We start from the raw sequence: 21,387 nt of genomic DNA on the forward strand, positions 1-21,387 counted from the left end.
GACCGATGGCCGGCCACCCCGAGGGTGGCCGGCCATCGTCGTGTCCGGGGTCTCTCCCTCAGGCGCGCGGCAGCCTGCTCGCGGCGGCCTCGTCGAGCAGCCAGCGGGTGGCCCGGGTGCCCCGGGCGCCGGCGGCCGGCAGCTCCACCGGGGTCACGTCGCCCGACAGCGCCCGGGCCACCGCGTCGGCCTTCGCCTCGCCGCTGACCAGCAGCCACACCTCCTCGGCGGAGGTGATGGCCGGGAACCCGAGGCTGACCCGGGTGGGTGGCGGCTTGGGGCAGTCCCGGACGGCGACCACCGGCCGTTCGTCCCGCGCGGCCGGCGACCCCGGGAAGATCGACGCCACGTGCCCCTCCCCGCCCATGCCGAGCATCAGCACGTCGAAGCGGGGGAGTCGAAGGCCCCCGCTGCCCCCGGCCGCCTCCGCGCTCGCGGCGGACTCCTGCGGAGGGCCCGCCGGCCCGGGTGGCGTCGCCGCGGCCGCGAGCTGCTCGGTGTACCAGGCGGCGGCGTCCTCCGGCTCGTCGAAGCCGGCGTCCGAGGACGGCATGGGGTGCACCCGCTCCGGGTCCAGGCCCACCCGGTCGAGGAAGGCGGTGCGGGCGCCGGTCTCGTTGCGGTCGTCGGAGCCGGCCGGCAGGAACCGCTCGTCGCCCCACCACACGTCCACCTGCTGCCAGTCCACGACGGCGTGCTCGGGCTCCGCGGCGAGGTCGGCGACCCGCTCGAGGACGGCGGTGCCGATCCCCCCGCCGGTGAGCACCACCGACGCCGTCCCGTGCACGGCCTGGGCCGCCGCCAGCCGGGCCACCAACGCGGAGGCGACCACCCGCGCCAGGTGCTCGGCGTCCGGCTGGACGACCACGTCCGGCGTCTGGCCCTCGTGCCGGGGCCGGCCGTGGTCGGCGAGCGCCTCGTCGATCCGGTCCCCCGGGGACTGCTGGGTCATCGCCGCGTCGCCTCCCCGGCAGACGGCGCGTCCGCCGACTGCACGACCTGCTGCTCGTCGGAGTCGTCCCGGGGGTCGTCGTGCTCCCCGCTCTGGGCGACCTCGTCGGTGTCCGCCGAGGTGACCGGGACGGTCGGTGCCGGCCGGGCGGCGGCCGGGGTGGACGTCCGGCCGTCGCCGTCGTTGCCCGGCGCCGACTGGTCGGGGCGCATCGGGTCGTGCCAGATGTGGTCCCGGCTGGCGCTCCGCTCACTCAGTGCGGACATCCCGGTGACCGCCTCCAGCGCCTCGCTGTAGGGCTCGTCGGGGTCCAGCCGCCGCAGCTCCTCGCCGACCAGCTCGCCCAGCGTGCGCTCGGGCAGCGCCACCACGGCGTCGGGCCGGTAGGGCTGGCTGATCACCGCGCCGCCCTTGCGGTCGTCGTGCAGGCGCACCTCCTCGTCCTCGTCCAGTCGCAGGACCACCCCGGAGATGCCCGACGGACCAGGACTGCGCTCGCCCCGCACCACGGGGACGCTGCAGCCGCAGCGGGAGGACAGCCACCCGGCCACCAGCCGGGCGGTGGCGTTGCCGGGGTCGCCCTCGATCTGACCGCCCTCCACCCGGACCGGCTCGCCGCGCCGGCCGGAGACCGAGTCCAGGCTGGAGGCGAGGATGGCCCGCCAGGGCGTGCTGCGGGTCCAGGCGAGGTCGGTGTCGCCGGGGGCGTAGTCCCGCGCCCGCATCTGCAGCGCGGCCACCGGGTCGTCGGTCAGCGACGAGTCGGTGATCCGCCGGCCGGCGATCACCCCGAGGGCGTCGTGGGCGATGAGCTCCGGCGGCGACTCGTGCCACCAGGTGACGACCGGGGCGTCGGCGGCCAGCAGGGGCAGCACGACCGACTCGGCGTGCAGACCCAGCCGTCCGTACATGCGCATGACCACGGCCTCGCCGGGGCCCAGCCGGCCCCCGATCTGCACCTCGGCGTCCAGCCGCGGCATCGGGGCCTCCACCTGGCGGCGGACCACGACGAGCAGCCGGCACGGGTGCAGCTCGGCGGCCGCCGTCGCCGCCTGCTCGGCCTCGGCGACCCGGCGCTCGTCGGCGACGACGACCAGGGTCAGCGCGACGCCGCTCATCACCGCCCCGCCGGTGCGGCGCTGGGCGGCGAGTTCCTTGACCACCGCGGATCCGGTGGTGTCCCAGAGCGTGGTCACGGGGTCTCCTCGGGAGCGGGCACGGGGGAGGGGAGGGACGGGGTCACGGCCGGCGCCACTGACGTCCCTCGGCCTCGAGCATCGCGTCGGCGGCGCGCGGACCCCACTCGCCGGCCCGGTAGGGGTGCGGCGTGGTGCCGACCCAGAACTCCTCGAGCGGGTCGATGACCGCCCAGGAGGCCTCGACCTCGGCGTTGCGCGGGAAGAGGGTGGCGTCGCCGAGGAGGACGTCGAGCAGCAGGCGCTCGTAGGCCTCCGGGCTCGCCTCGGTGAACTGCTCGCCGTAGAGGAAGTCCATGGCGACGTCCCGGACCTCCATGACGCTGCCGGGCACCTTCGAGCCGAACTTGAGGGTCACCCCCTCGTCGGGCTGGACGCGGATCACGAGCTGGTTGTGGCCGAGCTCCTCGGTGTCGGTGGGCGCGAACGGCAGGTGCGGGGCGCGCTTGAACACCAGGGCGATCTCGGTGACCCGGCGTGGGAGCCGCTTGCCGGCGCGCAGGTAGAAGGGGACGCCGGCCCAGCGGCGGGTCTCCACCCCCAGCCGCACCGCGGCGTAGGTCTCGGTGCTGGACTCCGGGCTGACGCCCTCCTCCTCCCGGTACCCGATGGCCCGCTGCCCGGCCAGCCAGCCCTGCTCGTACTGCCCGCGGACGGCGAAGCGCTCCTTGTCCTCCGGCACCGAGATCGCGCGGAGCACCTTCAGCTTCTCGGTGCGGATCTCCTCCGCGGAGAACTCGACCGGTTCCTCCATCGCGGTGAGCGCCAGCAGCTGCAGCAGGTGGTTCTGCAGCACGTCCCGGGCGGCGCCGGTCTTCTCGTAGAACCCGGCGCGGCCGCCGATGCCGACGTCCTCGGCCATGGTGATCTGCACCGAGTCGACGTGGTGGCCGTTCCAGACCGGCTCGAACAGGGTGTTCGCGAACCGCAGCGCCAGCAGGTTCTGGACCGTCTCCTTGCCCAGGTAGTGGTCGATGCGGAAGACGTCGTCGGCGCTGAAGACCGAGTCGACGAGCTCGTTGAGCTCACGGCTGGAGGCCAGGTCGTGCCCGAAGGGCTTCTCCACGACCACGCGCCGCCAGCGCCCCCGGTTGCTCTCGGCCATCCCGGTGCGCTGCATCTGCTTGAGCACGACGGGGAACATCGCCGGCGGGATGGACAGGTAGAACGCCGCGTTGCCGCCGATCCCGTGGCTGCCCTCGAGCTCGGTCAGCGCGCCGGCCAGCTCGTCGAAGGCGTTGTCGTCGTCGAACGACCCCTGCACGAAGTGGACGCTGTTCGCCAGCCGCTCCCAGACCTCCTCGCGCCACGGGGTCCGGGCGTGCTCACGGGCGGCGGAGCGGGCCAGCTCGGAGAACTCGACGTCGCCCCAGTCGCGCCGGGCGAAACCGAGGAGGGCGAAGTTGGTGGGCAGGAGTCCCCGGTTGGCCAGGTCGTAGACCGCCGGGAGCAGCTTCTTGCGCGCCAGGTCGCCGGTGATGCCGAAGACCACGAGCGCACAGGGTTCCGGCACCCTGGGCAGCCGCCGGTCCCGCGGATCGCGCAGCGGGTTGGAAGACATCGGGGTTCCGTCCTCGGAGGGGTGGCGAGGGGACCCGCCGTCCGGCTCGGCGCTGCGCCGGACGGCGGGACTGTTCCGGGTGGTGCGGACGTGCGGCGCGGACGCCGGCGGAGGACGGCCTCGCCGGCGTCCGCCCGGTCAGGCCTTGTCCTCCAGCTGCTCCTCCACCGAGGTGGTCAGCTCGTCCCAGGAGTCGACGAACTTCTGCACGCCCTCCTCCTCGAGCACGCGGAACACGTCGTCCAGGTCGACCCCGGCCTCGGCCACCGACTTCATGACCTGCTCGGCGTCGGCGTAGGCCTCCTGGACCGCGGTGCCCGGCTGACCGTGGTCGGCGTAGGCCATCAGCGTCTTCTCCGGCATGGTGTTGACCGTGTCCGGCGCGATCAGCTCGCTGATGTACATCGTGTCGGAGTACTCCGGGTTCTTGACCCCGGTCGAGGCCCACAGCGGCCGCTGCGGCTGCGCCCCCTTGGCCTCTAGCGCCTTCCAGCGGTCGGAGGAGAACACCTCCTCGTAGGCCTGGTACGCCAGCTGGGCGTTGGCGATGCCGGCCTTGCCCTTGAGGGAGGCGTCGGCCCCGACCGCGTCGAGCCGCTTGTCGATCTCGGTGTCCACGCGGGAGACGAAGAAGGACGCGACGGACTCGATGCCCTCGAAGGAGGCGTCCGGGTCGTCGGCCAGCCGCTGCTCCAGCCCGGACAGGTAGGCGTCCATGACCGCCCGGTACCGCTCGGGGCTGAAGATCAGGGTGACGTTGACGCTGATGCCCTTGGCGATGGTCGTGGTGATCGCAGGCAGGCCCGCGACCGTCGCCGGGATCTTGATGAACAGGTTCGGCCGGTTCACCAGCCACCACAGGTGCGCCGCCTCGGCGGCGGTGGCGTCGGTGTCGTGCGCCAGGCCCGGGGCCACTTCCAGCGAGACGCGGCCGTCCCGGCCGGTGCGCGCAGCGACCGGCGCGAGCAGGTCGCAGGCGTCCCGGACGTCGGCGGCGGTGATGGTGCGCAGCGCCTCCTCGACGCTGACCTTGCGGACGGCCATCGCGTGCAGCTGGTCGTCGTAGGACTTCGAGCCGCTGATCGCCGCGGCGAAGATGCTCGGGTTGGTGGTGACGCCGACGACGCTGTGCTCGTCGACCAGCGACTGCAGGTTGCCGCTGCGGATGCGGTCGCGCGACAGGTCGTCGAGCCAGACGGCGACCCCCGCCTTCGACAGCTGGGCCAGGTTCTCGTTCTGGGCCATGACGTGCCCTCCCTCGGGTTCTCTGTGTGTGGGGTTTGTTCAGCGGTCGCCGGTGGCGTGGGGCAGCCCGCCGCGTGACACCCCGGGCCCCGCGGGCGTCGCAGCGCCCGAGGCGGCGGCCTCGATGCTCTCCCGGGCGGCCGCCACGACGGCGTCGTGCGTGAGCCCGAACTGCTCGTACAGCACGGCGAACGCCGCGCTGGCGCCGTAGTGGTTGAGGCCGACGATCCGCCCGGCGTCCCCGACGAACTCGCGCCAGCCCATCGGCACGCCGGCCTCGACGCTGACCCGCGCCTTGACCGACGGCGGCAGCACCTCGTCGCGGTAGGCCTGGTCCTGCTCGGCGAACCACTCCCAGCAGGGCAGCGAGACCACGCGGGTGGGCACCCCGTCGGCCTCCAGCACCTCGCGGGCGGCCACCGCGATCTGGACCTCCGAGCCGGTGCCCATGAGGACCACCTCGGGGGTGCCGGTGGAGGCCTCGGCCAGGACGTAGCCGCCCTTGGCCACGCCCTCGGCCGACCCGAACTGGTCGCGGTCGAACACCGGGAGGTTCTGCCGGGACAGCGCCAGGCCCGCGGGCCGGTCGTTGTTCTCCAGGATCGTCCGCCAGGCGACGGCGGTCTCGTTGGCGTCGGCCGGGCGGACGAAGTCCAGGCCGGGGATCGCCCGCAGCGCGGCGTAGTGCTCGATCGGCTGGTGCGTGGGGCCGTCCTCGCCCAGGCCGATCGAGTCGTGCGTCCACACGTAGGTGACCGGCAGCTGCATCAGCGCCGCCAGCCGCACCGCCCCGCGCATGTAGTCGGAGAAGGTGAGGAACGTGCCGCCGTAGACCCGGGTCCCGCCGTGCAGCGCGATGCCGTTCATGATCGCGCCCATGGCGTGCTCGCGGACGCCGAAGTGCAGGGTGCGGCCGTAGATGCCGCCGGTCCACATCTTGGTCTGGCGGTTGGCCGGCAGGAACGACGGCTCGCCCTTGACCGCGGTGTTGTTGCTCTCCGCGAGGTCGGCCGAACCGCCCCACAGCTCGGGGAGCTCGGGGTAGAGGGCGGCGAGGACCTCGCCGGAGGCCTTGCGGGTGGCCACGCCCTTGGGGTCGGCCGGCCAGCTGGGCAGCTTCTCGGCCCAGCCCTCGGGCAGCGTGCGGGTGCGCATGCGGGACAGCAGCGCGGCGGCGTCCGGGTTGGCCTCTTCCCACGTGGCGAACCGCTCGTCCCAGGCGGCGTGCGCGGCCTTGCCGCGCTCGACGACCTCGCGGGCGTGCCCGATGACCTCGGGGGCGACCTCGAACGTCTGCTCCGGGTCGAAGCCGAGGATCTCCTTGGTGGCCCGGACCTCGTCGTCGCCGAGCGCCGAGCCGTGCGCCGCACCGGTGTTCTGCTTGTTGGGCGACGGCCAGCCGATGACGGTGCGCAGCACGATGATCGACGGGCGCTGGGTCTCGGCCTTGGCGGCGGCGAACGCGGCGTCGACGGCGGCGAGGTCCTCACCGTCGTCCACGTGCTGCACGTGCCAGCCGTAGGCCTCGTAGCGCTTGCCGACGTCCTCGGTGAACGCGATGTCGGTGTGGTCCTCGATCGAGATCTTGTTGTCGTCGTAGACCACGACGAGGTTGCCCAGCTGCTGGGTGCCGGCGATGGAGGAGGCCTCGCCGCTCACGCCCTCCTGCAGGTCGCCGTCGGAGGCGAACGCCCAGATGGTGTGGTCGAAGAGGCTCTCGCCCTCCGGTGCCTCGGGGTCGAACAGGCCGCGCTCGCGGCGGGCCGCCATCGCCATGCCGACGGCGTTGCCCACGCCCTGGCCCAGCGGGCCGGTGGTGGTCTCGACGCCGGGCGTGTGGTGGACCTCGGGGTGGCCCGGGGTGAGCGATCCCCAGGTGCGCAGCGCCTGCAGGTCCTCGAGCTCCAGGCCGTAGCCGGAGAGGTACAGCTGCACGTACAGGGTCAGGCTGGAGTGCCCCATGGACAGCACGAAGCGGTCCCGGCCGACCCAGTGCGGGTCGCTCGGGTCGTGGGCCAGCCACTTCTGGAACAGCAGGTACGCCGTGGGCGCCATGCTCATCGCCGTCCCCGGGTGGCCGTTGCCGACCTTCTGGACGGCGTCCATCGCCAGCACGCGGGCGGTGTCGATGGCCCTGCGGTCCAGCTCGCCGAAGCCCTCGGGCAGCGTGGGCTCCGGCTGGCGCGGCGAGCCGGTGGGGGCGTCGCTGGTGGCCTCGGCCGGAGCCTCGGGCGCGGTGCTCTTCGTGGTCGTTCCGCTGTCGGTGCTCATGTGGCGCTCGGTGCTCCCTCGGGGTCGGTCGGTGTCGGGCCGCCCAGGGCGCAGGCCACCACCCCGGGCGGACGACGGTGCGCACCACGGCCGCCCGGGGTGGCGCGGTCGAGAGTCGGAAGCGGTGGGTGCGCCGGCGTCCTCGACGACCGCCCTACCCGCTGGACGCGCAGTGTCAACGTGATCAAACCCTAGTGGTACCGGGCGGTTCCCGGTGGGCCGCCGGGCTACAGTGGTCCGGCAACCCATCCCCGGCGGAGAAGGACCACGTGGTGCCCTGCTGCCTGCGCGTCACCGCGCTCCCGGGCACGCGGTGACGGCCATCTCCGACCGTCCCGTCGACCGCGCCCGGACGGCCCGTTCGACCCGGGCGACGGTGGGCGCCTACGTGTCGCTGACCAAGCCGAAGCTCGTCGAGCTGCTGCTGGTCACCACGCTGCCGGCGATGATGCTGGCGGCCGGGGGCTGGCCGGGCACGGGTCTGGTCGTGGCCACCCTGGTCGGCGGGATGCTCGCGGCCGGGGCGGCCAACACCATCAACTGCTGGTACGACCGGGACATCGACCGGTTGATGTCCCGCACCCGCGACCGGCCGATCCCCAGCGGGGTGATCGAGCCGCGTGCCGCGCTGACCTTCGGTGTGCTGCTGGCCTGGGTCGCGCTGGTCCTGCTCGGCCTTTTCACCACGCCGCTGGCCACAGCCCTCGCGGCCGCCGCGGTGCTGGCCTACTCGGTGCTCTACACGATGGTGCTCAAGCGCCGGACCCACCACAACACCGTCTTCGGCGGGTTGCCGGGCGCTGCTCCCGTGCTGATCGGCTGGGCCGCGGTCACCGGCTCGCTGGACTGGCCGGCGCTGGTCTTCTTCGGCATCGTCTTCTGCTGGCAGATGCCGCACTTCTGGGCCCTGGCCAGCCGGTTCCGCTACGACTACTTCCGGGCCGGGGTGCCCATGCTGTCGGTGGTCGCCGGACCGGTCAGCGTCGGGCGTCAGTCCGTCGCCTGGGCCTGGGGCACGCTGGGCACCTCGCTGCTGATGGCGCCGGTGACGCCCCAGCTGGGCTGGACCACCGGCATCGCCACCCTGGGCCTGGGCGCCTGGTACGTCGCGGAGTCACACGCCTGGCTGGGCCGGATCAAGGCCGGCGTGCCCGACCGCCCGATGCGGCTGTTCTCCGTGTCGATCACGTACATGACGCTGCTCTCGATCGCCCTGGTCGTCGACGTCCTGCTCTGATCACCCAGCTTTGATCAGGTGACCTGATCAACGACCGTCCCCCGGCGGCACGCTGCTGCGGGAGGACGGTCGTTGCTGCGGGGGGACGGCGCCCGCGGTCGCTCAGCGGACGGCGCGGGTGGCCAGCGTCGCCCCGGTGACCGGCAGCTCGGACGCCGGCCCGCGGACCGCCCACAGCAGTCGCGCCGTGTAGACGGTGATCAGCACCGCGCCGGCCATGTGCAGCAGCACGAGCACCGCCGGCAGGTGGGTGAAGTACTGCGCGTAGCCGATGGCGCCCTGGGCGAGCTGCAGGACCAGCAGGTCCCGCGCCGCCCGCCGCACCCGGCCGGGGGAGTCGGTGGCGTGCAGGGCCACCAGCAGGGCGACGGTCAGGCCGATGAGCAGGAAGACGACGTCGGCGTGCAGCTGGCTCATCAGCTCCGGGTCCAGCCCGGTCCGCCCGGCCGCCGGGTCGCCGCTGTGCGGACCGCTGCCGGTCACCACCGTGCCGATGACGAGCACGGCCGCCACCGTGGCGGCGATCCCCGTGATCAGCGACGCGAACGGACGCCGGACCAGCAGCTGCCCCACCCCGGGCTCGCGGGACCGCAGCCACAGCGTGGTCGCGATGTGCACCAGCACCATCGAGAGCAGGAAGTGCGCGGCGACCGTCCACGGGTTGAGGCCGGTGAGCACCGTGACCCCGCCGAGCAGCGCCTGCGCCGGGATGCCCAGGAAGCTCAGCACAGCCAGCCGGCGCAGGTCCCGCCGGGCCGAGCGGAACACCGCGAGCAGCGTGGCGATCGCGACCGCGGTCAGCACGAAGGTGAGCAGCCGGTTGCCGAACTCGATCGCCCCGTGCCCGGCGAGCTCGGGGGTGGCGACGAAGCTGTCGTCGGTGCACCGCGGCCAGGTGGGGCAGCCGAGCCCGGACCCGGTGAGCCGGACGGCCCCGCCGGTGACGACGATCAGCCCGTTGGCGACCACGTTGGCCAGGGCGACCCGGGAGACGGTTGCGGGGGCCACCGCCGCACGACGGAGCTGGGCGGAGAGGGCCGGCACGGCGCCGATGCTACCGACCCCGCGGCAACCCCCGGGGGACCCGAGGAGGTGACGAGCGGGACCCCGGCGGGCGGGTGACCTGCGTCTCCTGGCCGCGGCAGGTAAGGGCGACCTTGCTTGCGAGCGCCCCGAATAAGCACACAATCGTGTTGTGGAATCCACCCCGGCGCGTGTCCCGTCCTCGGCTCCGGCCGATGACGGCCGCACCCGTGACCGGGTGAGCGCCCTCCTGCTGGAGCACGGCGCGCAGACCGCCGCCGAGCTCGCCGCTCGCCTGGGCGTCTCGCCGGCGGCGGTGCGCCGTCACCTGGACGCGCTGCTGGTCACCGGGCGGGTGGCCGAGGGCGTGGACGCCCACGCGCCCGCCGGGCGACGCGGTCGCGGCCGGCCCGCCCGCCGGTTCACCCTCACCGAGGCCGGCCGCGCCTCGTTCCCGCACGCGTACGACGACCTGGCGCTGACCGCGCTGCGGTTCGTCGCGGCGCACGGCGGCCCCGAGGCGGTCCGTGAGGTGGCCGAGCAGCAGCTCTCCGGCCTGGAGCAGCGTTGCTCCGCCGCCGTCCGGCAGGCCCAGTCGACCTCGGCGGAGCCCGTCGACCGGGCGCAGGTCGTCGCGGCGGCGCTCACCACCGAGGGCTACGCCGCGATGGCGATGTCGATCGGCGGCGGGGCCACCTCCAGCGGCGAGCAGCTGTGCCAGCACCACTGCCCGGTCGCCCACGTCGCGGCCGAGTTCCCCCAGCTGTGCGACGCTGAGACCGCGGTGATCAGCCGGCTGGTCGGCACGCACGTCCAGCGACTGGCGACCATCGCCCACGGCGACGGCGTCTGCACGACGCACATCCCCGGGCAGGTCACCCCGCGTAGCGGGAACAAAACACCCCTGCCGGACCCTGTACCTGGTGGTCGCGCTGCAGCCGCCGAGCACCTGACCGGACCGGCCGGCGCCAGCACTCCATCCACCCCCTCGTTCGACCGGGAGAGGACCCCCGCATGACCAGCACCCAGCAGCCGGTGGCCAGCACGCCGATGACGCAGGACGAGACGATCGACTCGCTCGGCCGCTACCAGTACGGCTGGGCGGACGCCGACGTCGCCGGTGCCTCGGCCACCCGTGGCATCAACGAGGACGTCGTCCGCGACATCTCCCGCCGCAAGAACGAGCCCGAGTGGATGCTCGAGCGCCGGCTCAAGGCCCTGAAGATCTTCGGCAAGAAGCCCATGCCCGACTGGGGGTCGGACCTCTCCGGCATCGACTTCCAGAACATCAAGTACTTCGTGCGGTCCACCGAGGCGCAGGCCACCACGTGGGACGAGCTGCCCGACGACATCAAGAACACCTACGACAAGCTGGGCATCCCGGAGGCCGAGAAGCAGCGGCTGGTCTCCGGCGTCGCGGCCCAGTACGAGTCCGAGGTCGTGTACCACAAGATCCGTGAGGACCTCGAGGAGCAGGGCGTCATCTTCCTCGACACCGACACGGCGCTGAAGGAGCACCCGGATCTGTTCCGTGAGTACTTCGGCTCGGTCATCCCCTCCGGGGACAACAAGTTCGCCGCGCTGAACACCGCGGTGTGGTCCGGCGGCTCGTTCATCTACGTGCCGAAGGGCGTGCACGTGGAGATCCCGCTGCAGGCCTACTTCCGGATCAACACCGAGAACATGGGCCAGTTCGAGCGGACCCTCATGATCATCGACGAGGGCGCCTACGTGCACTACGTCGAGGGCTGCACCGCGCCGATCTACAAGACCGACTCCCTGCACTCGGCGGTCGTCGAGATCATCGTCAAGAAGAACGCGCGCTGCCGGTACACGACCATCCAGAACTGGTCGAACAACGTCTACAACCTGGTCACCAAGCGGGCCGTGGCCCACGAGGGCGCGACCATGGAGTGGGTCGACGGCAACATCGGCTCCAAGGTGACGATGAAGTACCCGGCCGTGTGGATGACCGGCGAGCACGCCAAGGGCGAGGTCATGTCCATCGCCTTCGCCGGCGAGGGCCAGCACCAGGACGCCGGCGCCAAGATGGTGCACGCCGCCCCGCACACCTCCTCGACGATCGTGTCCAAGTCCGTCGCCCGCGGTGGTGGCCGCACCTCCTACCGCGGCCTCGTGCAGATCGACGAGGGCGCCCACGGCTCCCGGTCGACGGTGAAGTGCGACGCGCTGCTGGTGGACACGATCAGCCGGTCGGACACCTACCCCTACGTCGACGTCCGCGAGGACGACGTCGCCATGGGCCACGAGGCCACCGTCTCCCGGGTCAGCGACGACCAGCTCTTCTACCTGATGAGCCGTGGTCTGTCCGAGGACGAGGCGATGGCGATGGTCGTGCGCGGCTTCGTCGAGCCCATCGCCCGAGAGCTCCCCATGGAGTACGCCCTCGAGCTGAACCGCCTGATCGAGCTGCAGATGGAAGGTGCCGTCGGCTGATGTCGGCCCCACAGGACGCAGGTATGGACGACCAGACGACCCTGACCACGGACACCGCGGCCCTCGCCGGGGAGCTCTTCGCTCCCGGCGTGGGCGCGCAGGCCGGCCCGCCCACCACCCCGGCCGCGGGCACCGGCACCGCCGGCGACGTCTCGCCGGGGGCGCACTCCCACGGTGGCCCCGCCCCGACCGGCTCGCCGGCCGAGCGGTTCACCTCGACCGACCCCGACGCCTTCGGCGTGCCCACGGGCCGCGAGGAGGAGTGGCGCTTCACCCCGATGCGCCGCGCCCGCCAGCTGCTCCACGGCGCTCCCTCCGACGCGCACCTGCAGTGGGACACCGACCTGCCCGAGGGCGTCGAGCTGTCCGGCGTGGAGGCCGACGACCCGCTGCTCAAGGGCCTGCCCGAGCCGGTCGACCGGCTCGCCGCGCTCACCCGTCGGCGCAGCAACGGCGCGGCCGTCGTCCGCATCGCCCCGGAGGCCGTGCTCGACCGCCCGGTCACCCTCGGGCTGTCCGGCACGGGCGGCGAGGACGTCGTCTGGGGCCAGATCGTCGTCGAGGTCGGCGCGTTCGCCAAGGCGACCGTCGTGCTGGACCACAGCGGCCTGGCCAGGTACGCCGGCACCGTCTCGTTCCTGATCGGGGACGGCGCGCAGCTGACCGTCGTCTCGGTCCAGGACTGGGCCGCGGGCACCGTGCACGGCACCCAGTTCGACGCCGTCGTCGGCCGGGACGCCACCCTCAAGCAGGTCGTGGTCACCCTCGGTGGCGACCTCGTGCGGCTGGTCAGCAACGTGCAGTTCGCCGGTCCCGGCGGCTCGGTAGACCTGTTCGGCCTGTACTTCGCCGACGAGACCCAGCACCAGGAGCACCGGCTCTGGGTCGACCACGCCACGCCGCACTGCCGCAGCAACGTCGTCTACAAGGGCGCGCTGCAGGGCGAGAACGCGCGGACCGTGTGGATCGGCGACGTCCGGATCCGCCCCACGGCGGTCGGGACCGACACCTACGAGCTCAACCGCAACCTGGTGCTCACCGACGGCGCCCGCGCCGACTCGGTGCCGAACCTGGAGATCGAGACCGGCGAGATCGTCGGCGCCGGCCACGCCAGCGCGACCGGCCGGTTCGACGACGAGCAGCTGTTCTACCTGTGCTCGCGCGGGATCGACGCCGAGACCGCGCGTCGCCTGGTGGTGCGCGGCTTCTTCGCCGACGTCGTCCAGCACATCGGCATCCCCGCCCTGCAGGACCGGCTGATGACCGCCATCGAGCGGCGGCTCGGCGCCCTGCCCGAGCTGGACGAACAGCCCGTCGAGGTGGCCTGACCCATGGCCTTCGAGCGCGTCTGCGCCCGGTCCGAGGTCCCCGAGGACGGCGCCCTGCGGGTCGAGCTGCCGGACGTCGACATCGCCGTCGTCGACTTCGAGGGTGAGCTGTTCGCCATCGAGGACGTCTGCTCGCACGCCGAGGTCGCGCTCAGCGAGGGCGAGGTCGAGGAGTTCGACGGCGCCCCCACCATCGAGTGCGCGCTGCACGGGTCGTGCTTCGACCTGCGCACCGGGCAGCCCACCAACCTCCCGGCCACCGAGCCGGTCCCCGTCTACCCGGTCCGGGTGGAGGGCGAGGACGTCCTGGTCGACGTCGACGCCCCCCTCGCCGTGGCCAGCAACTGAGGAGCGAGAACACCGTGACCAGCCCCACAGCGACCCGCACGTCCGCCGGCACCACCGGCACCAGCGTGCTGGAGATCCGCGACCTGCACGTCTCCGTCGGCGAGGGTGACGAGGCCAAGGAGATCCTCCGCGGCGTCGACCTGACCGTCCGCGGCGGCGAGACCCACGCGATCATGGGCCCCAACGGGTCGGGCAAGTCGACCCTGGCCTACTCGATCGCCGGGCACCCCAAGTACACGATCACCGGCGGCACCGTGACCCTGGACGGCGAGGACGTCCTGGCCATGACCGTCGACGAGCGCGCCCGGGCCGGCCTGTTCCTGGCCATGCAGTACCCGGTCGAGGTCCCCGGGGTGTCCGTGTCCAACTTCCTGCGCACCGCGGCGACCGCCATCACCGGCGAGGCGCCCAAGCTGCGCACCTGGGTCAAGGACGTCCGCACCGAGATGGAGGCGCTGGAGATGGACTCCGCCTTCGCCGAGCGCAACGTCAACGAGGGCTTCTCCGGCGGTGAGAAGAAGCGCCACGAGATCCTGCAGATGCGGCTGCTCAAGCCGCGGATCGCGATCCTCGACGAGACCGACTCCGGCCTGGACGTCGACGCGCTGCGGGTCGTCTCCGAGGGGGTCAACCGCGCCAAGGCGGACAGCCCGGTCGGCGTCCTGCTGATCACCCACTACACGCGGATCCTCCGCTACATCAAGCCCGACTACGTGCACGTGTTCGTCAACGGCCGGGTCGTCGACGAGGGCGGCTCCGAGCTGGCCGACAAGCTCGAGAACGAGGGCTACGCCGCGTACGTGGCGGACTCGAAGGAGACGGCGAAGGCATGACCGTGACCGTCTCGCGTCCCGCCGGGGCGCAGCAGGTGCCCCTGCCTCTGGACGTCGAGGCGATCCGGGCGGACTTCCCGATCCTCTCCCGAACCGTGCGGGACGGCCGCCGGCTGGTCTACCTGGACTCCGGGGCGACGTCGCAGAAGCCGCGGTCGGTGCTCGACGCCGAGCGGGACTTCTACGAGAACCACAACGCCGCCCCGCACCGCGGTGCCCACCAGCTCGCCGAGGAGGCCACCGGCCTCTACGAGGCGGCCCGGGCGGCCGTCGGGCGGTTCATCGGCGCCCCGGAGAACGAGGTCGTCTTCACCCGGAACACCACCGACGCGATCAACACCGTCGCCTACGCGCTGTCCAACGCCGCGACGGCGAAGGAGCCGGAGTTCCGCCGGTACGCCGTCGGGCAGGGCGACGAGATCGTGGTGACCGAGATGGAGCACCACGCCAACCTGGTGCCGTGGCAGCAGCTGTGCGAGCGCACCGGGGCGACCCTGCGCTGGCTCGGCCTGACCGACGACGGCCGGCTGGAACTCGCCGACCTCGGCACGGTGGTCAACGAGCGGACCAAGCTGGTCGCGGTCACCCAGCAGTCGAACATCCTGGGCACGATCAACCCGCTGGAGCAGATCGTCGCCCGGGCGCACGAGGTCGGCGCCCTGGTGCTGGTCGACGGCGCGCAGTCGGTGCCGCACCAGCCGGTCGACGTCACCGAGCTGGGCGCGGACTTCCTGGTCTTCTCCGGGCACAAGATGCTCGGGCCCACCGGGGTCGGCGTGCTGTGGGGGCGGTACGAGGTGCTCGACGCCCTGCCGCCGTTCCTCACCGGTGGCTCGATGATCGAGGTCGTGCGGATGGAGGGCAGCACCTTCATGCCCCCGCCGCAGCGCTTCGAGGCCGGCGTGCCGATGACCGCGCAGGTGATCGGGCTGGGCGCGGCCGTCGAGTACCTCGAGCGGCTGGGCATGGCCGACGTGCACGCGCACGAGGAGGCGCTCACCGGGTACGCGCTGGAGCAGCTGCAGGCGATCCCCGGCGTGACCGTGATCGGCCCGCCGGACACCGTCGCCCGCGGAGGAGCGATCAGCTTCACCGTCGAGGGGATCCACCCGCACGACGTCGGCCAGGTCCTCGACGACCTGGGGATCGCCGTCCGGGTGGGGCACCACTGCGCCTGGCCGGTCGTCCGCCGCTTCGGCGTGCCGGCGACCACCCGGGCCACGTTCTACGTGCACACCGGCTACGACGACGTCGACGCGCTCGTGGAAGGTGTGCGGGCCGCGCAGCGTTTCTTCGGGACGACGCCGGAGGAGGCAACCGCCTGATGCAGCTGCAGTCGATGTACCAGGAGATCATCCTGGACCACTACCGGAACCCGCACGGCCGCGGCCTGCGGGAGCCGTTCGAGGCCGAGGTCCACCACGTCAACCCGACGTGCGGGGACGAGGTGACGCTGCGGGTGCACCTGGACGGCGACACCATCGCCGACGTCTCCTACGAGGGGATGGGCTGCTCGATCAGCCAGGCGTCGGTCTCGGCCATGTACGACCTGGTGGTCGGTCGGACGGTGCCCGAGGCGCTGGAGACCGGCGAGCACTTCATGACGCTGATGCAGAGCAAGGGCGACGCATCGGTGGCGGAGAAGCTCGAGGACGAGTTGGAGGACGCCGTCGCCTTCGCCGGTGTCTCGAAGTACCCGGCCCGGATCAAGTGTGCGCTGATGAGCTGGATGGCGCTGAAGGACGCGAGCGCCCGCGCCTGGCAAGGAGAGAACTGACATGAGCGAGCCCACCACCCCCGGGCCCACGGCCGACGAGGGCATCTTCGGCGGCAAGTCCGCCCTGCTCGAGGACGTCGAGGAGGCCATGCGTGACGTCGTCGACCCCGAGCTCGGGGTCAACGTGGTCGACCTCGGCCTCGTCTACGGCCTCGACGTGGACACCGAGGCCAACGTCGCCATCATCGACATGACCCTGACCTCGGCGGCCTGCCCGCTGACCGACGTCATCGAGGACCAGGCCCGGCAGGCGCTGACCGGCGGCCCCGGCCCCGGCCTCGTCGACGACATCAAGATCAACTGGGTCTGGATGCCGCCGTGGGGTCCCGACAAGATCACCGACGACGGCCGCGAGCAGCTGCGCGCCCTGGGTTTCCGGGTGTAACGCTGCAGCTCCGAACCCTGTTCGACCGGCTGGCCACGGGGGAGACCGTGCCGGCCGATGCGAGCGTCACCACGGTGCCCGCGCCCCTCGGGGCGCGGGCACTCGTCGTCGGTCGGGGGCACGGCGTGGCACGTCGTCGCGGCGGACGTCGACCCGTCCTGGGTCGCCGTCCAGGTCGCGCACGACCCCCTCGCCGCGCCGCTGGGAGCTCGGTTCCTGGCCGCGCTCGCCGACCGGGTGGGCGCCGAGCCGGGCGTGGTCGACGCCGTCCTGGCCGCGCCGCCGCCGCCCGCCGGACCGGGCGTCGATCTCGTCGAGGCGACGCCGGCGCAGCACCCGCGGGTCCGGCGCGCGCTGGCCCACCGCACCGGCGTCCGGGTCTGGACGACGCCCGACGGCGCCGGCCTGCTCGTCCTCGGGCGCGGCGTCGCGGGCCGCTGGGAAGCGGCGGTGGAGGTGGCTCCGCAGGCCCGGGGCCGCGGCCTCGGCACCGCGCTGGCCGCCGCTGCCCCGGCGCTGCAACCTGCCGGCGAGCCGCTGTGGGCGCAGGTGGCCCCGGCGAACACCGCGTCCCTCCGGGCCTTCCTCTCCGCCGGCTGGCGGCCGGTCTGCGCCGAGGTCCTCTTCGGTCCCTGACCGTCGTCCCAGCGGGAATGGCGCTACAGCGGCTGTAGCAACGGCGGTCAGCGCAGGTCGGCGACGTGGTCCGGGAGCTGGGTGGCGCGCCGCCGGCGGCCGGCCTCGTACCTGATCCCCGCGGCGAGGAGCGCGCTGCCGGCCGCGGCCAGGGCGACCAGTCCGGGCACCGGCAGCCACGCCACCGCCCGGCCCACCGCGACCACGACCAGCGAGACGGCGCCCACCACGAACGGCGCGCGGAGCCGCCAGCGGTGGCCAACGAGCACCGCGACGGTCGCCCCGGCGACGACCAGCACGACCCGCGGGGTGTCCGGGTCCACGAGCGTGAGCAGGGTGGAGGGGGCGAAGGCGGTCAGGAGCGCCGGCCCCAGGGTCGACCACGAGGGGTCGTCGACCAGCCCGTGCCCGGCGTACAGCGACAGCACCACCGCGGCCGGGAGGGTGTAGGCCTCGGGCACGGTCGTACCGACGTCCGCGGCTGCCAGCCACGCCGCGGCCACCAGCGCGAGGCACCCGGCGACCCGGGCCGGTTGCCGGCCCGCCAGCACGGCGTAACCGAACCCCGCGGCGCCCAGGACCGCCAGGCTCACGGCCACCGGGGACAGGTCGCCGTGCCGGGCCACGTCGATCACGGCGACCACCGCGACGGCGGCGGCGCTCCCGGCCAGGGGCACCTCCGACCGGTGCCCGCGGAGGAGCGCTGCGCCGGTCAGCGCGACCAGGGCGAGCACCACGAGCAGCGGCCCGGCGAGGGCGACCGGCAGCGCCCCGTCGGCCTCGGTGAGCAGGACGGCGCCCGTCAGGCAGCCGACGGCGACCGGCAGGGCGCCGGGCCGGTCCTCGGGCTGCCGGGCGGCCACCAGGAGGGCCGGCAGCGCCGCGGCCAGCAGCAGGCCGGCCAGCTGCGACCAGTGGCCGGTGGCCAGCAGCCGGGCGCCGGCCAGGCCGGTCAGCGCCGTCGCGGACGCCAGCCCCGTCGGCCGGGCCACCGCGTTCGGCTGGGGCGAGGCCGTCAGGGCCACCACCGTCGCGACCGCCAGCCCGAGGTAGCCGCTGGTCGAGGTGCCCGCGCGGCCGGCCGCGTCCAGCGCCCCCGAGACGGCGGCCGCGGCGACCACGCCGGCGACCACGGGGACGGCCGCCCGCGGGCCCAGGAGCGGGCGCAGCGACTGGCGGGCGCGCAGCCAGGCCAGCCCGGCCGCGGCGGCGACGACGAGCGCGGCGATCCCGGCGGCCACGCCGAGCTCCGGCGTCCGCCAGATCAGCAGGAGGCCCCAGGCCACCCCCGTGAGCCACCACGGGACGGTCGTGGCGAGGGTCAGGACGGCCAGCGGCTGCCGGGCGCAGCGGGTGACCAGCAGGCCCACGAGCGCCGTTCCCAGCACGGTCCCCACCAGCATCGCCCGGGTCTGGTACCAGCCGTCCAGCGCGGTGAGGACGGCGGCCTGCCCGGCGACCCAGGCCGACAGCGGCCACGCGACGGAGGTCCGCCGGACCAGGCCCAGGACGAGGCACGCGACCGCGAGGCCCCCGAGCACGGTGACCGCCGCCGACGTGCCGTCCGCGGCCCGGCTGCTGATCAGGACCAGCACGACGGCCGACGCGGCGAGCGTCTCCTCCGACGCCCGCAGGCCGCGGCGGCCGCACAGCAGCGACGCGGCGGCGGTGGCGAGCGCCAGCGTGGCCTGCAGCAGCCAGCCCCGGGGGCCCAGCGAGGCGGATCCGGCGGCGACCAGGGCGACGGCGCCCGCGCCGAGCAGGACCTGCTGGAGGGTGAGCTGGCCGAGCCCGTCCTCGTCGTCGGGCGCGGGCGGCGGGGTGGGCAGCGAGCCGACCGGCGGTGGGTAGACGACCTCCGGGGTCCGCGGCACGCTGCACCTCCTCGTCCGGCCGGCTGCGGCTCACGCTACGGCCCGCGGGGCCGGCGCGGCGGCCGGGCTCAGCTCATCTGGGCCACCCAGGCGACCGCCTCGCGGGCCTGCTGCCGGCGGCGCTCGTAGGTCGCGCCCACGACGAGCAGCAGGAGCCCGGCCGTGGCGAGCACCACCCAGCGGGGGAGCAGCGGCGCGTACGGGCCCAGCCGCCCCAGGACGACGAACGCCAGCGTCGCGGCGCCGAGGACGAAGGGCGCCTGCCGGTGGTGCAGCGCGCCACCGGCGGTGAGGACGGCCGCCGTGGCGACGACCAGCACCAGGCGCAGCGCGGTGGGTTCGGCGACCACGACGAACGCCGAGGGCAGCAGCCCGACGGCCACCGCCGCCCCCTCCGCCGACCAGGACGGGGCACCGTCCCGCAGCCGGGGGACGGCGACGAGCAGGAGTCCCGCCGCTGCGGGCAGCGTGTAGGCCTCCGGGGTCTGCACGCCGGCTCCGGCGATCGCCACCCAGCTCGCGGCGACGAGGTCCGCCACCGCCACCGCGCCGACCCACCGGCGGCCGCCGACGAGGGCATAGCAGCCCGCGGCGGCCCCCACGACGGCGAGCTGCAGGCCGACCTGGCCCCAGGCGCCGACGTCGCTGCTGATCGCCGCCGCGGCGACCCCGGCGAGCGAGCCGGCGGCCGGCCCGGCCCACTCGTCCGGGAGTCCGGACCGCAGCGCGCCGACCGCGAAGCCGACCGCGCCGAGCAGGGCCAGCAGCAGGCCGGCGGGCACGGCCGCCAGCCAGCCGTCCTCCAGAGCCAGCTCGACGGCGACCGCCGGCGCGAGCAGGGCGGCGACGGTGGCCCAGGCCCGCACGCCGGGCAGCCGGACCGCGGCCGTCGCGGCCGGCACCGCCGCGGCCAGGGCGAGCAGGGCCAGCGGCCGCAACCGCCCCGCGTCGTCCAGCAGGAGGCAGCCGGTCGCGGTGAGCGCCGTCCCGGCCGCCAGCAGCGCGGCCCCGGTGGTCCCCGTGCGCGTCAGCACGGCGCCGGCGCCGGTCAGCGCGGCCAGGCCGAGCGCGCCGGCGACCACCGGACCCGGGGCGCCCAGCGTGCGCAGCGACCCGGCGAGAGCGAGCCCGGCGACGCCGGACGCGGTCGCGACGACGACCACCGTCGAGGGCAGCCGGGAGGCGAGGCGCGGCTGCCGGCCGAGGACGGTCGCGGCGATCCCCGCGGCGACCAGGGCGGCGGTCGCCCCCCACGACTCGGCCGCGTCGTCGCCGGCGGCGAGGACGAGCCCGCCGAGCACCCCGACGGTGACCCAGACGCCGGCCAGCACCTGCGCGACCCGGTCCACACCGGGGCGCAGCACCGCGGTGGCGGCCAGGTCGGCCGCCGCGACCCCGAGCACGACGGCGACTCCATCCGGGCTCCCGAGCAGGTCCGGCGGGAGGAGCAGCGCCGCCACCGGCTGGGCTGCCAGCAGGCACACCAGCGGCCAGGTGGTGGTGGAGCGGGTGACCCGGTGCAGCCCGCCGGCGGCCGCGGCGACGACGGCGCAGGACAGCGCGGTCCACAGCCGCAGCGGTACGGCGTCCGCGCCGAGCAGCCCCAGGGCGTGGGCCGCGCCCAGGTCGACCGCCAGCAGGGCGGCGCCCGCGGCGGCCAGCGCCTCCTCGGTGGCACGCAGGCCGCGGCGCGCGGCCCAGGCCGACGCAGCACAGGCGGCGGCGGTGACCGCCAGCATCACGAGCGCCTGGAAGGTCATGCCCAACCGGGTCCAGGCGACCGCCACGAACGCCAGCGCGCCGGCCACGACCAGCAGGGCACCCAGGCCCAGGAGCACCTGCTGCGGGCTCAGCCGCGGGCGGTGCGGCCGGGGAGGTGGTGCGGCGGCGGGCGGCGTCCACGGGGGCGGCGGTGGTGTCGGCGGTGGCGTCCGGGCCGGTGGCGGATGCGGCGGGGCCCAGTCGGTCGGGACAGCCGGAGGAAGCGCGGCGGCGGGGCCGGGCGCGGCCGCCCGGAGCGTGACGAGCAGGGCGTCCCGGTCGCGGGCCAGTTCGTGCAGGGTGGCGCCGATCCGGGCGACCACCGTCGCGGCCTGGCCGGCCGCCGGGAGCCCGCACACGGGGCAGGCCGCCCCGGGTGCGCTGGTCACCGGCGTGAGGCAGACCGGGCAGGGCGGACCGGGAGGACCGGACGGCCTCGGGCGCGGGAGCATGGACGCATCCTGGCGGGCGCGCCGCCGGTCGAGGCCGGTTGTCCCCAGGAC

At 74.4% G+C, this 21,387-nt stretch carries 18 protein-coding genes; 10 read left to right on the forward strand and 8 right to left on the reverse strand.

Annotated features, from left to right (window positions below):
* Nucleotides 1–58: 58 nt before the first annotated feature.
* From pgl to tkt, 5 genes are all read right to left on the reverse strand, one after another.
* Complete coding sequence (gene pgl, locus HL189_RS13790; protein WP_369134278.1) at nucleotides 59–952, reverse strand: 6-phosphogluconolactonase; 894 nt, start codon at nucleotides 950–952, stop codon at nucleotides 59–61.
* A complete protein-coding gene (locus tag HL189_RS13795; RefSeq protein ID WP_369134279.1) occupies nucleotides 949–2,148 on the reverse strand; it encodes a glucose-6-phosphate dehydrogenase assembly protein OpcA in 1,200 nt (399 codons plus the stop codon). The genes pgl and HL189_RS13795 overlap by 4 nt, the downstream gene beginning before the upstream one ends.
* Before the next feature lie 43 nt (nucleotides 2,149–2,191).
* Nucleotides 2,192–3,709, reverse strand: coding sequence for a glucose-6-phosphate dehydrogenase (gene zwf, locus HL189_RS13800; RefSeq protein ID WP_369134280.1), 1,518 nt, complete (start codon nucleotides 3,707–3,709; stop codon nucleotides 2,192–2,194).
* A gap of 138 nt (nucleotides 3,710–3,847) precedes the next feature.
* Nucleotides 3,848–4,954: a transaldolase gene (tal, locus tag HL189_RS13805; protein ID WP_369134281.1), complete on the reverse strand. Its 1,107-nt coding sequence runs from the start codon at nucleotides 4,952–4,954 to the stop codon at nucleotides 3,848–3,850.
* A 39-nt stretch (nucleotides 4,955–4,993) separates the two neighbouring features.
* A complete protein-coding gene (gene tkt / locus HL189_RS13810; protein ID WP_369134282.1) occupies nucleotides 4,994–7,225 on the reverse strand; it encodes a transketolase in 2,232 nt (743 codons plus the stop codon).
* Nucleotides 7,226–7,538: 313 nt separating this feature from the next.
* Here tkt and HL189_RS13815 point away from each other — a divergent pair, with 313 nt between their 5' ends.
* On the forward strand, nucleotides 7,539–8,462 hold the full coding sequence (locus HL189_RS13815; RefSeq protein ID WP_369134283.1) for a heme o synthase: 924 nt from the start codon (nucleotides 7,539–7,541) through the stop codon (nucleotides 8,460–8,462).
* 102 nt (nucleotides 8,463–8,564) lie between these two features.
* Here HL189_RS13815 and HL189_RS13820 read toward each other — a convergent pair whose 3' ends face one another.
* A complete protein-coding gene (locus tag HL189_RS13820) occupies nucleotides 8,565–9,506 on the reverse strand; it encodes a heme A synthase (protein ID WP_369134284.1) in 942 nt (313 codons plus the stop codon).
* Nucleotides 9,507–9,723: 217 nt separating this feature from the next.
* Here HL189_RS13820 and HL189_RS13825 point away from each other — a divergent pair, with 217 nt between their 5' ends.
* The 9 genes from HL189_RS13825 to HL189_RS13865 are packed head-to-tail and all read left to right on the forward strand — an operon-like array spanning nucleotide 9,724 to nucleotide 17,249.
* On the forward strand, nucleotides 9,724–10,503 hold the full coding sequence (locus HL189_RS13825) for a helix-turn-helix transcriptional regulator (RefSeq protein WP_369134285.1): 780 nt from the start codon (nucleotides 9,724–9,726) through the stop codon (nucleotides 10,501–10,503).
* A complete protein-coding gene (sufB, locus tag HL189_RS13830; protein ID WP_369134286.1) occupies nucleotides 10,500–11,942 on the forward strand; it encodes a Fe-S cluster assembly protein SufB in 1,443 nt (480 codons plus the stop codon). Before HL189_RS13825 ends, sufB begins: the two co-directional genes overlap by 4 nt.
* A gap of 23 nt (nucleotides 11,943–11,965) precedes the next feature.
* Entirely contained in the window at nucleotides 11,966–13,270 is a 1,305-nt protein-coding gene (gene sufD / locus HL189_RS13835; protein WP_369134287.1) for a Fe-S cluster assembly protein SufD, read from the forward strand.
* Between the two features lie 3 nt (nucleotides 13,271–13,273).
* Complete coding sequence (locus HL189_RS13840) at nucleotides 13,274–13,618, forward strand: non-heme iron oxygenase ferredoxin subunit (protein ID WP_369134288.1); 345 nt, start codon at nucleotides 13,274–13,276, stop codon at nucleotides 13,616–13,618.
* A 14-nt stretch (nucleotides 13,619–13,632) separates the two neighbouring features.
* Nucleotides 13,633–14,451 (forward strand): Fe-S cluster assembly ATPase SufC, encoded by an 819-nt coding sequence (gene sufC, locus HL189_RS13845; RefSeq protein WP_369134289.1) that lies wholly within the window; start codon nucleotides 13,633–13,635, stop codon nucleotides 14,449–14,451.
* Nucleotides 14,448–15,776, forward strand: coding sequence for a cysteine desulfurase (locus HL189_RS13850; protein WP_369134290.1), 1,329 nt, complete (start codon nucleotides 14,448–14,450; stop codon nucleotides 15,774–15,776). Before sufC ends, HL189_RS13850 begins: the two co-directional genes overlap by 4 nt.
* A complete protein-coding gene (sufU, locus tag HL189_RS13855; RefSeq protein ID WP_369134291.1) occupies nucleotides 15,776–16,228 on the forward strand; it encodes a Fe-S cluster assembly sulfur transfer protein SufU in 453 nt (150 codons plus the stop codon). Before HL189_RS13850 ends, sufU begins: the two co-directional genes overlap by 1 nt.
* Before the next feature lies 1 nt (nucleotide 16,229).
* Entirely contained in the window at nucleotides 16,230–16,613 is a 384-nt protein-coding gene (locus tag HL189_RS13860; protein ID WP_369134292.1) for a metal-sulfur cluster assembly factor, read from the forward strand.
* A gap of 57 nt (nucleotides 16,614–16,670) precedes the next feature.
* The gene (locus HL189_RS13865) at nucleotides 16,671–17,249 is read left to right on the forward strand and encodes a GNAT family N-acetyltransferase (RefSeq protein WP_369134293.1); all 579 of its coding nucleotides are present in this window, start codon (nucleotides 16,671–16,673) and stop codon (nucleotides 17,247–17,249) included.
* Nucleotides 17,250–17,296: 47 nt separating this feature from the next.
* On the opposite strand, the gene HL189_RS13870 is transcribed toward HL189_RS13865, so the two are convergent.
* Together HL189_RS13870 and HL189_RS13875 are read right to left on the reverse strand one after the other, a co-directional pair.
* Nucleotides 17,297–19,123 (reverse strand): SCO7613 C-terminal domain-containing membrane protein, encoded by a 1,827-nt coding sequence (locus HL189_RS13870; RefSeq protein ID WP_369134294.1) that lies wholly within the window; start codon nucleotides 19,121–19,123, stop codon nucleotides 17,297–17,299.
* A gap of 68 nt (nucleotides 19,124–19,191) precedes the next feature.
* Nucleotides 19,192–21,273 (reverse strand): DUF2157 domain-containing protein, encoded by a 2,082-nt coding sequence (locus tag HL189_RS13875; protein WP_369134295.1) that lies wholly within the window; start codon nucleotides 21,271–21,273, stop codon nucleotides 19,192–19,194.
* Nucleotides 21,274–21,387 lie beyond the last annotated feature (114 nt).

This window comes from Modestobacter sp. I12A-02662, assembly GCF_041028325.1.
In the GTDB taxonomy this organism is placed as follows: Bacteria; Actinomycetota; Actinomycetes; order Mycobacteriales; family Geodermatophilaceae; genus Modestobacter.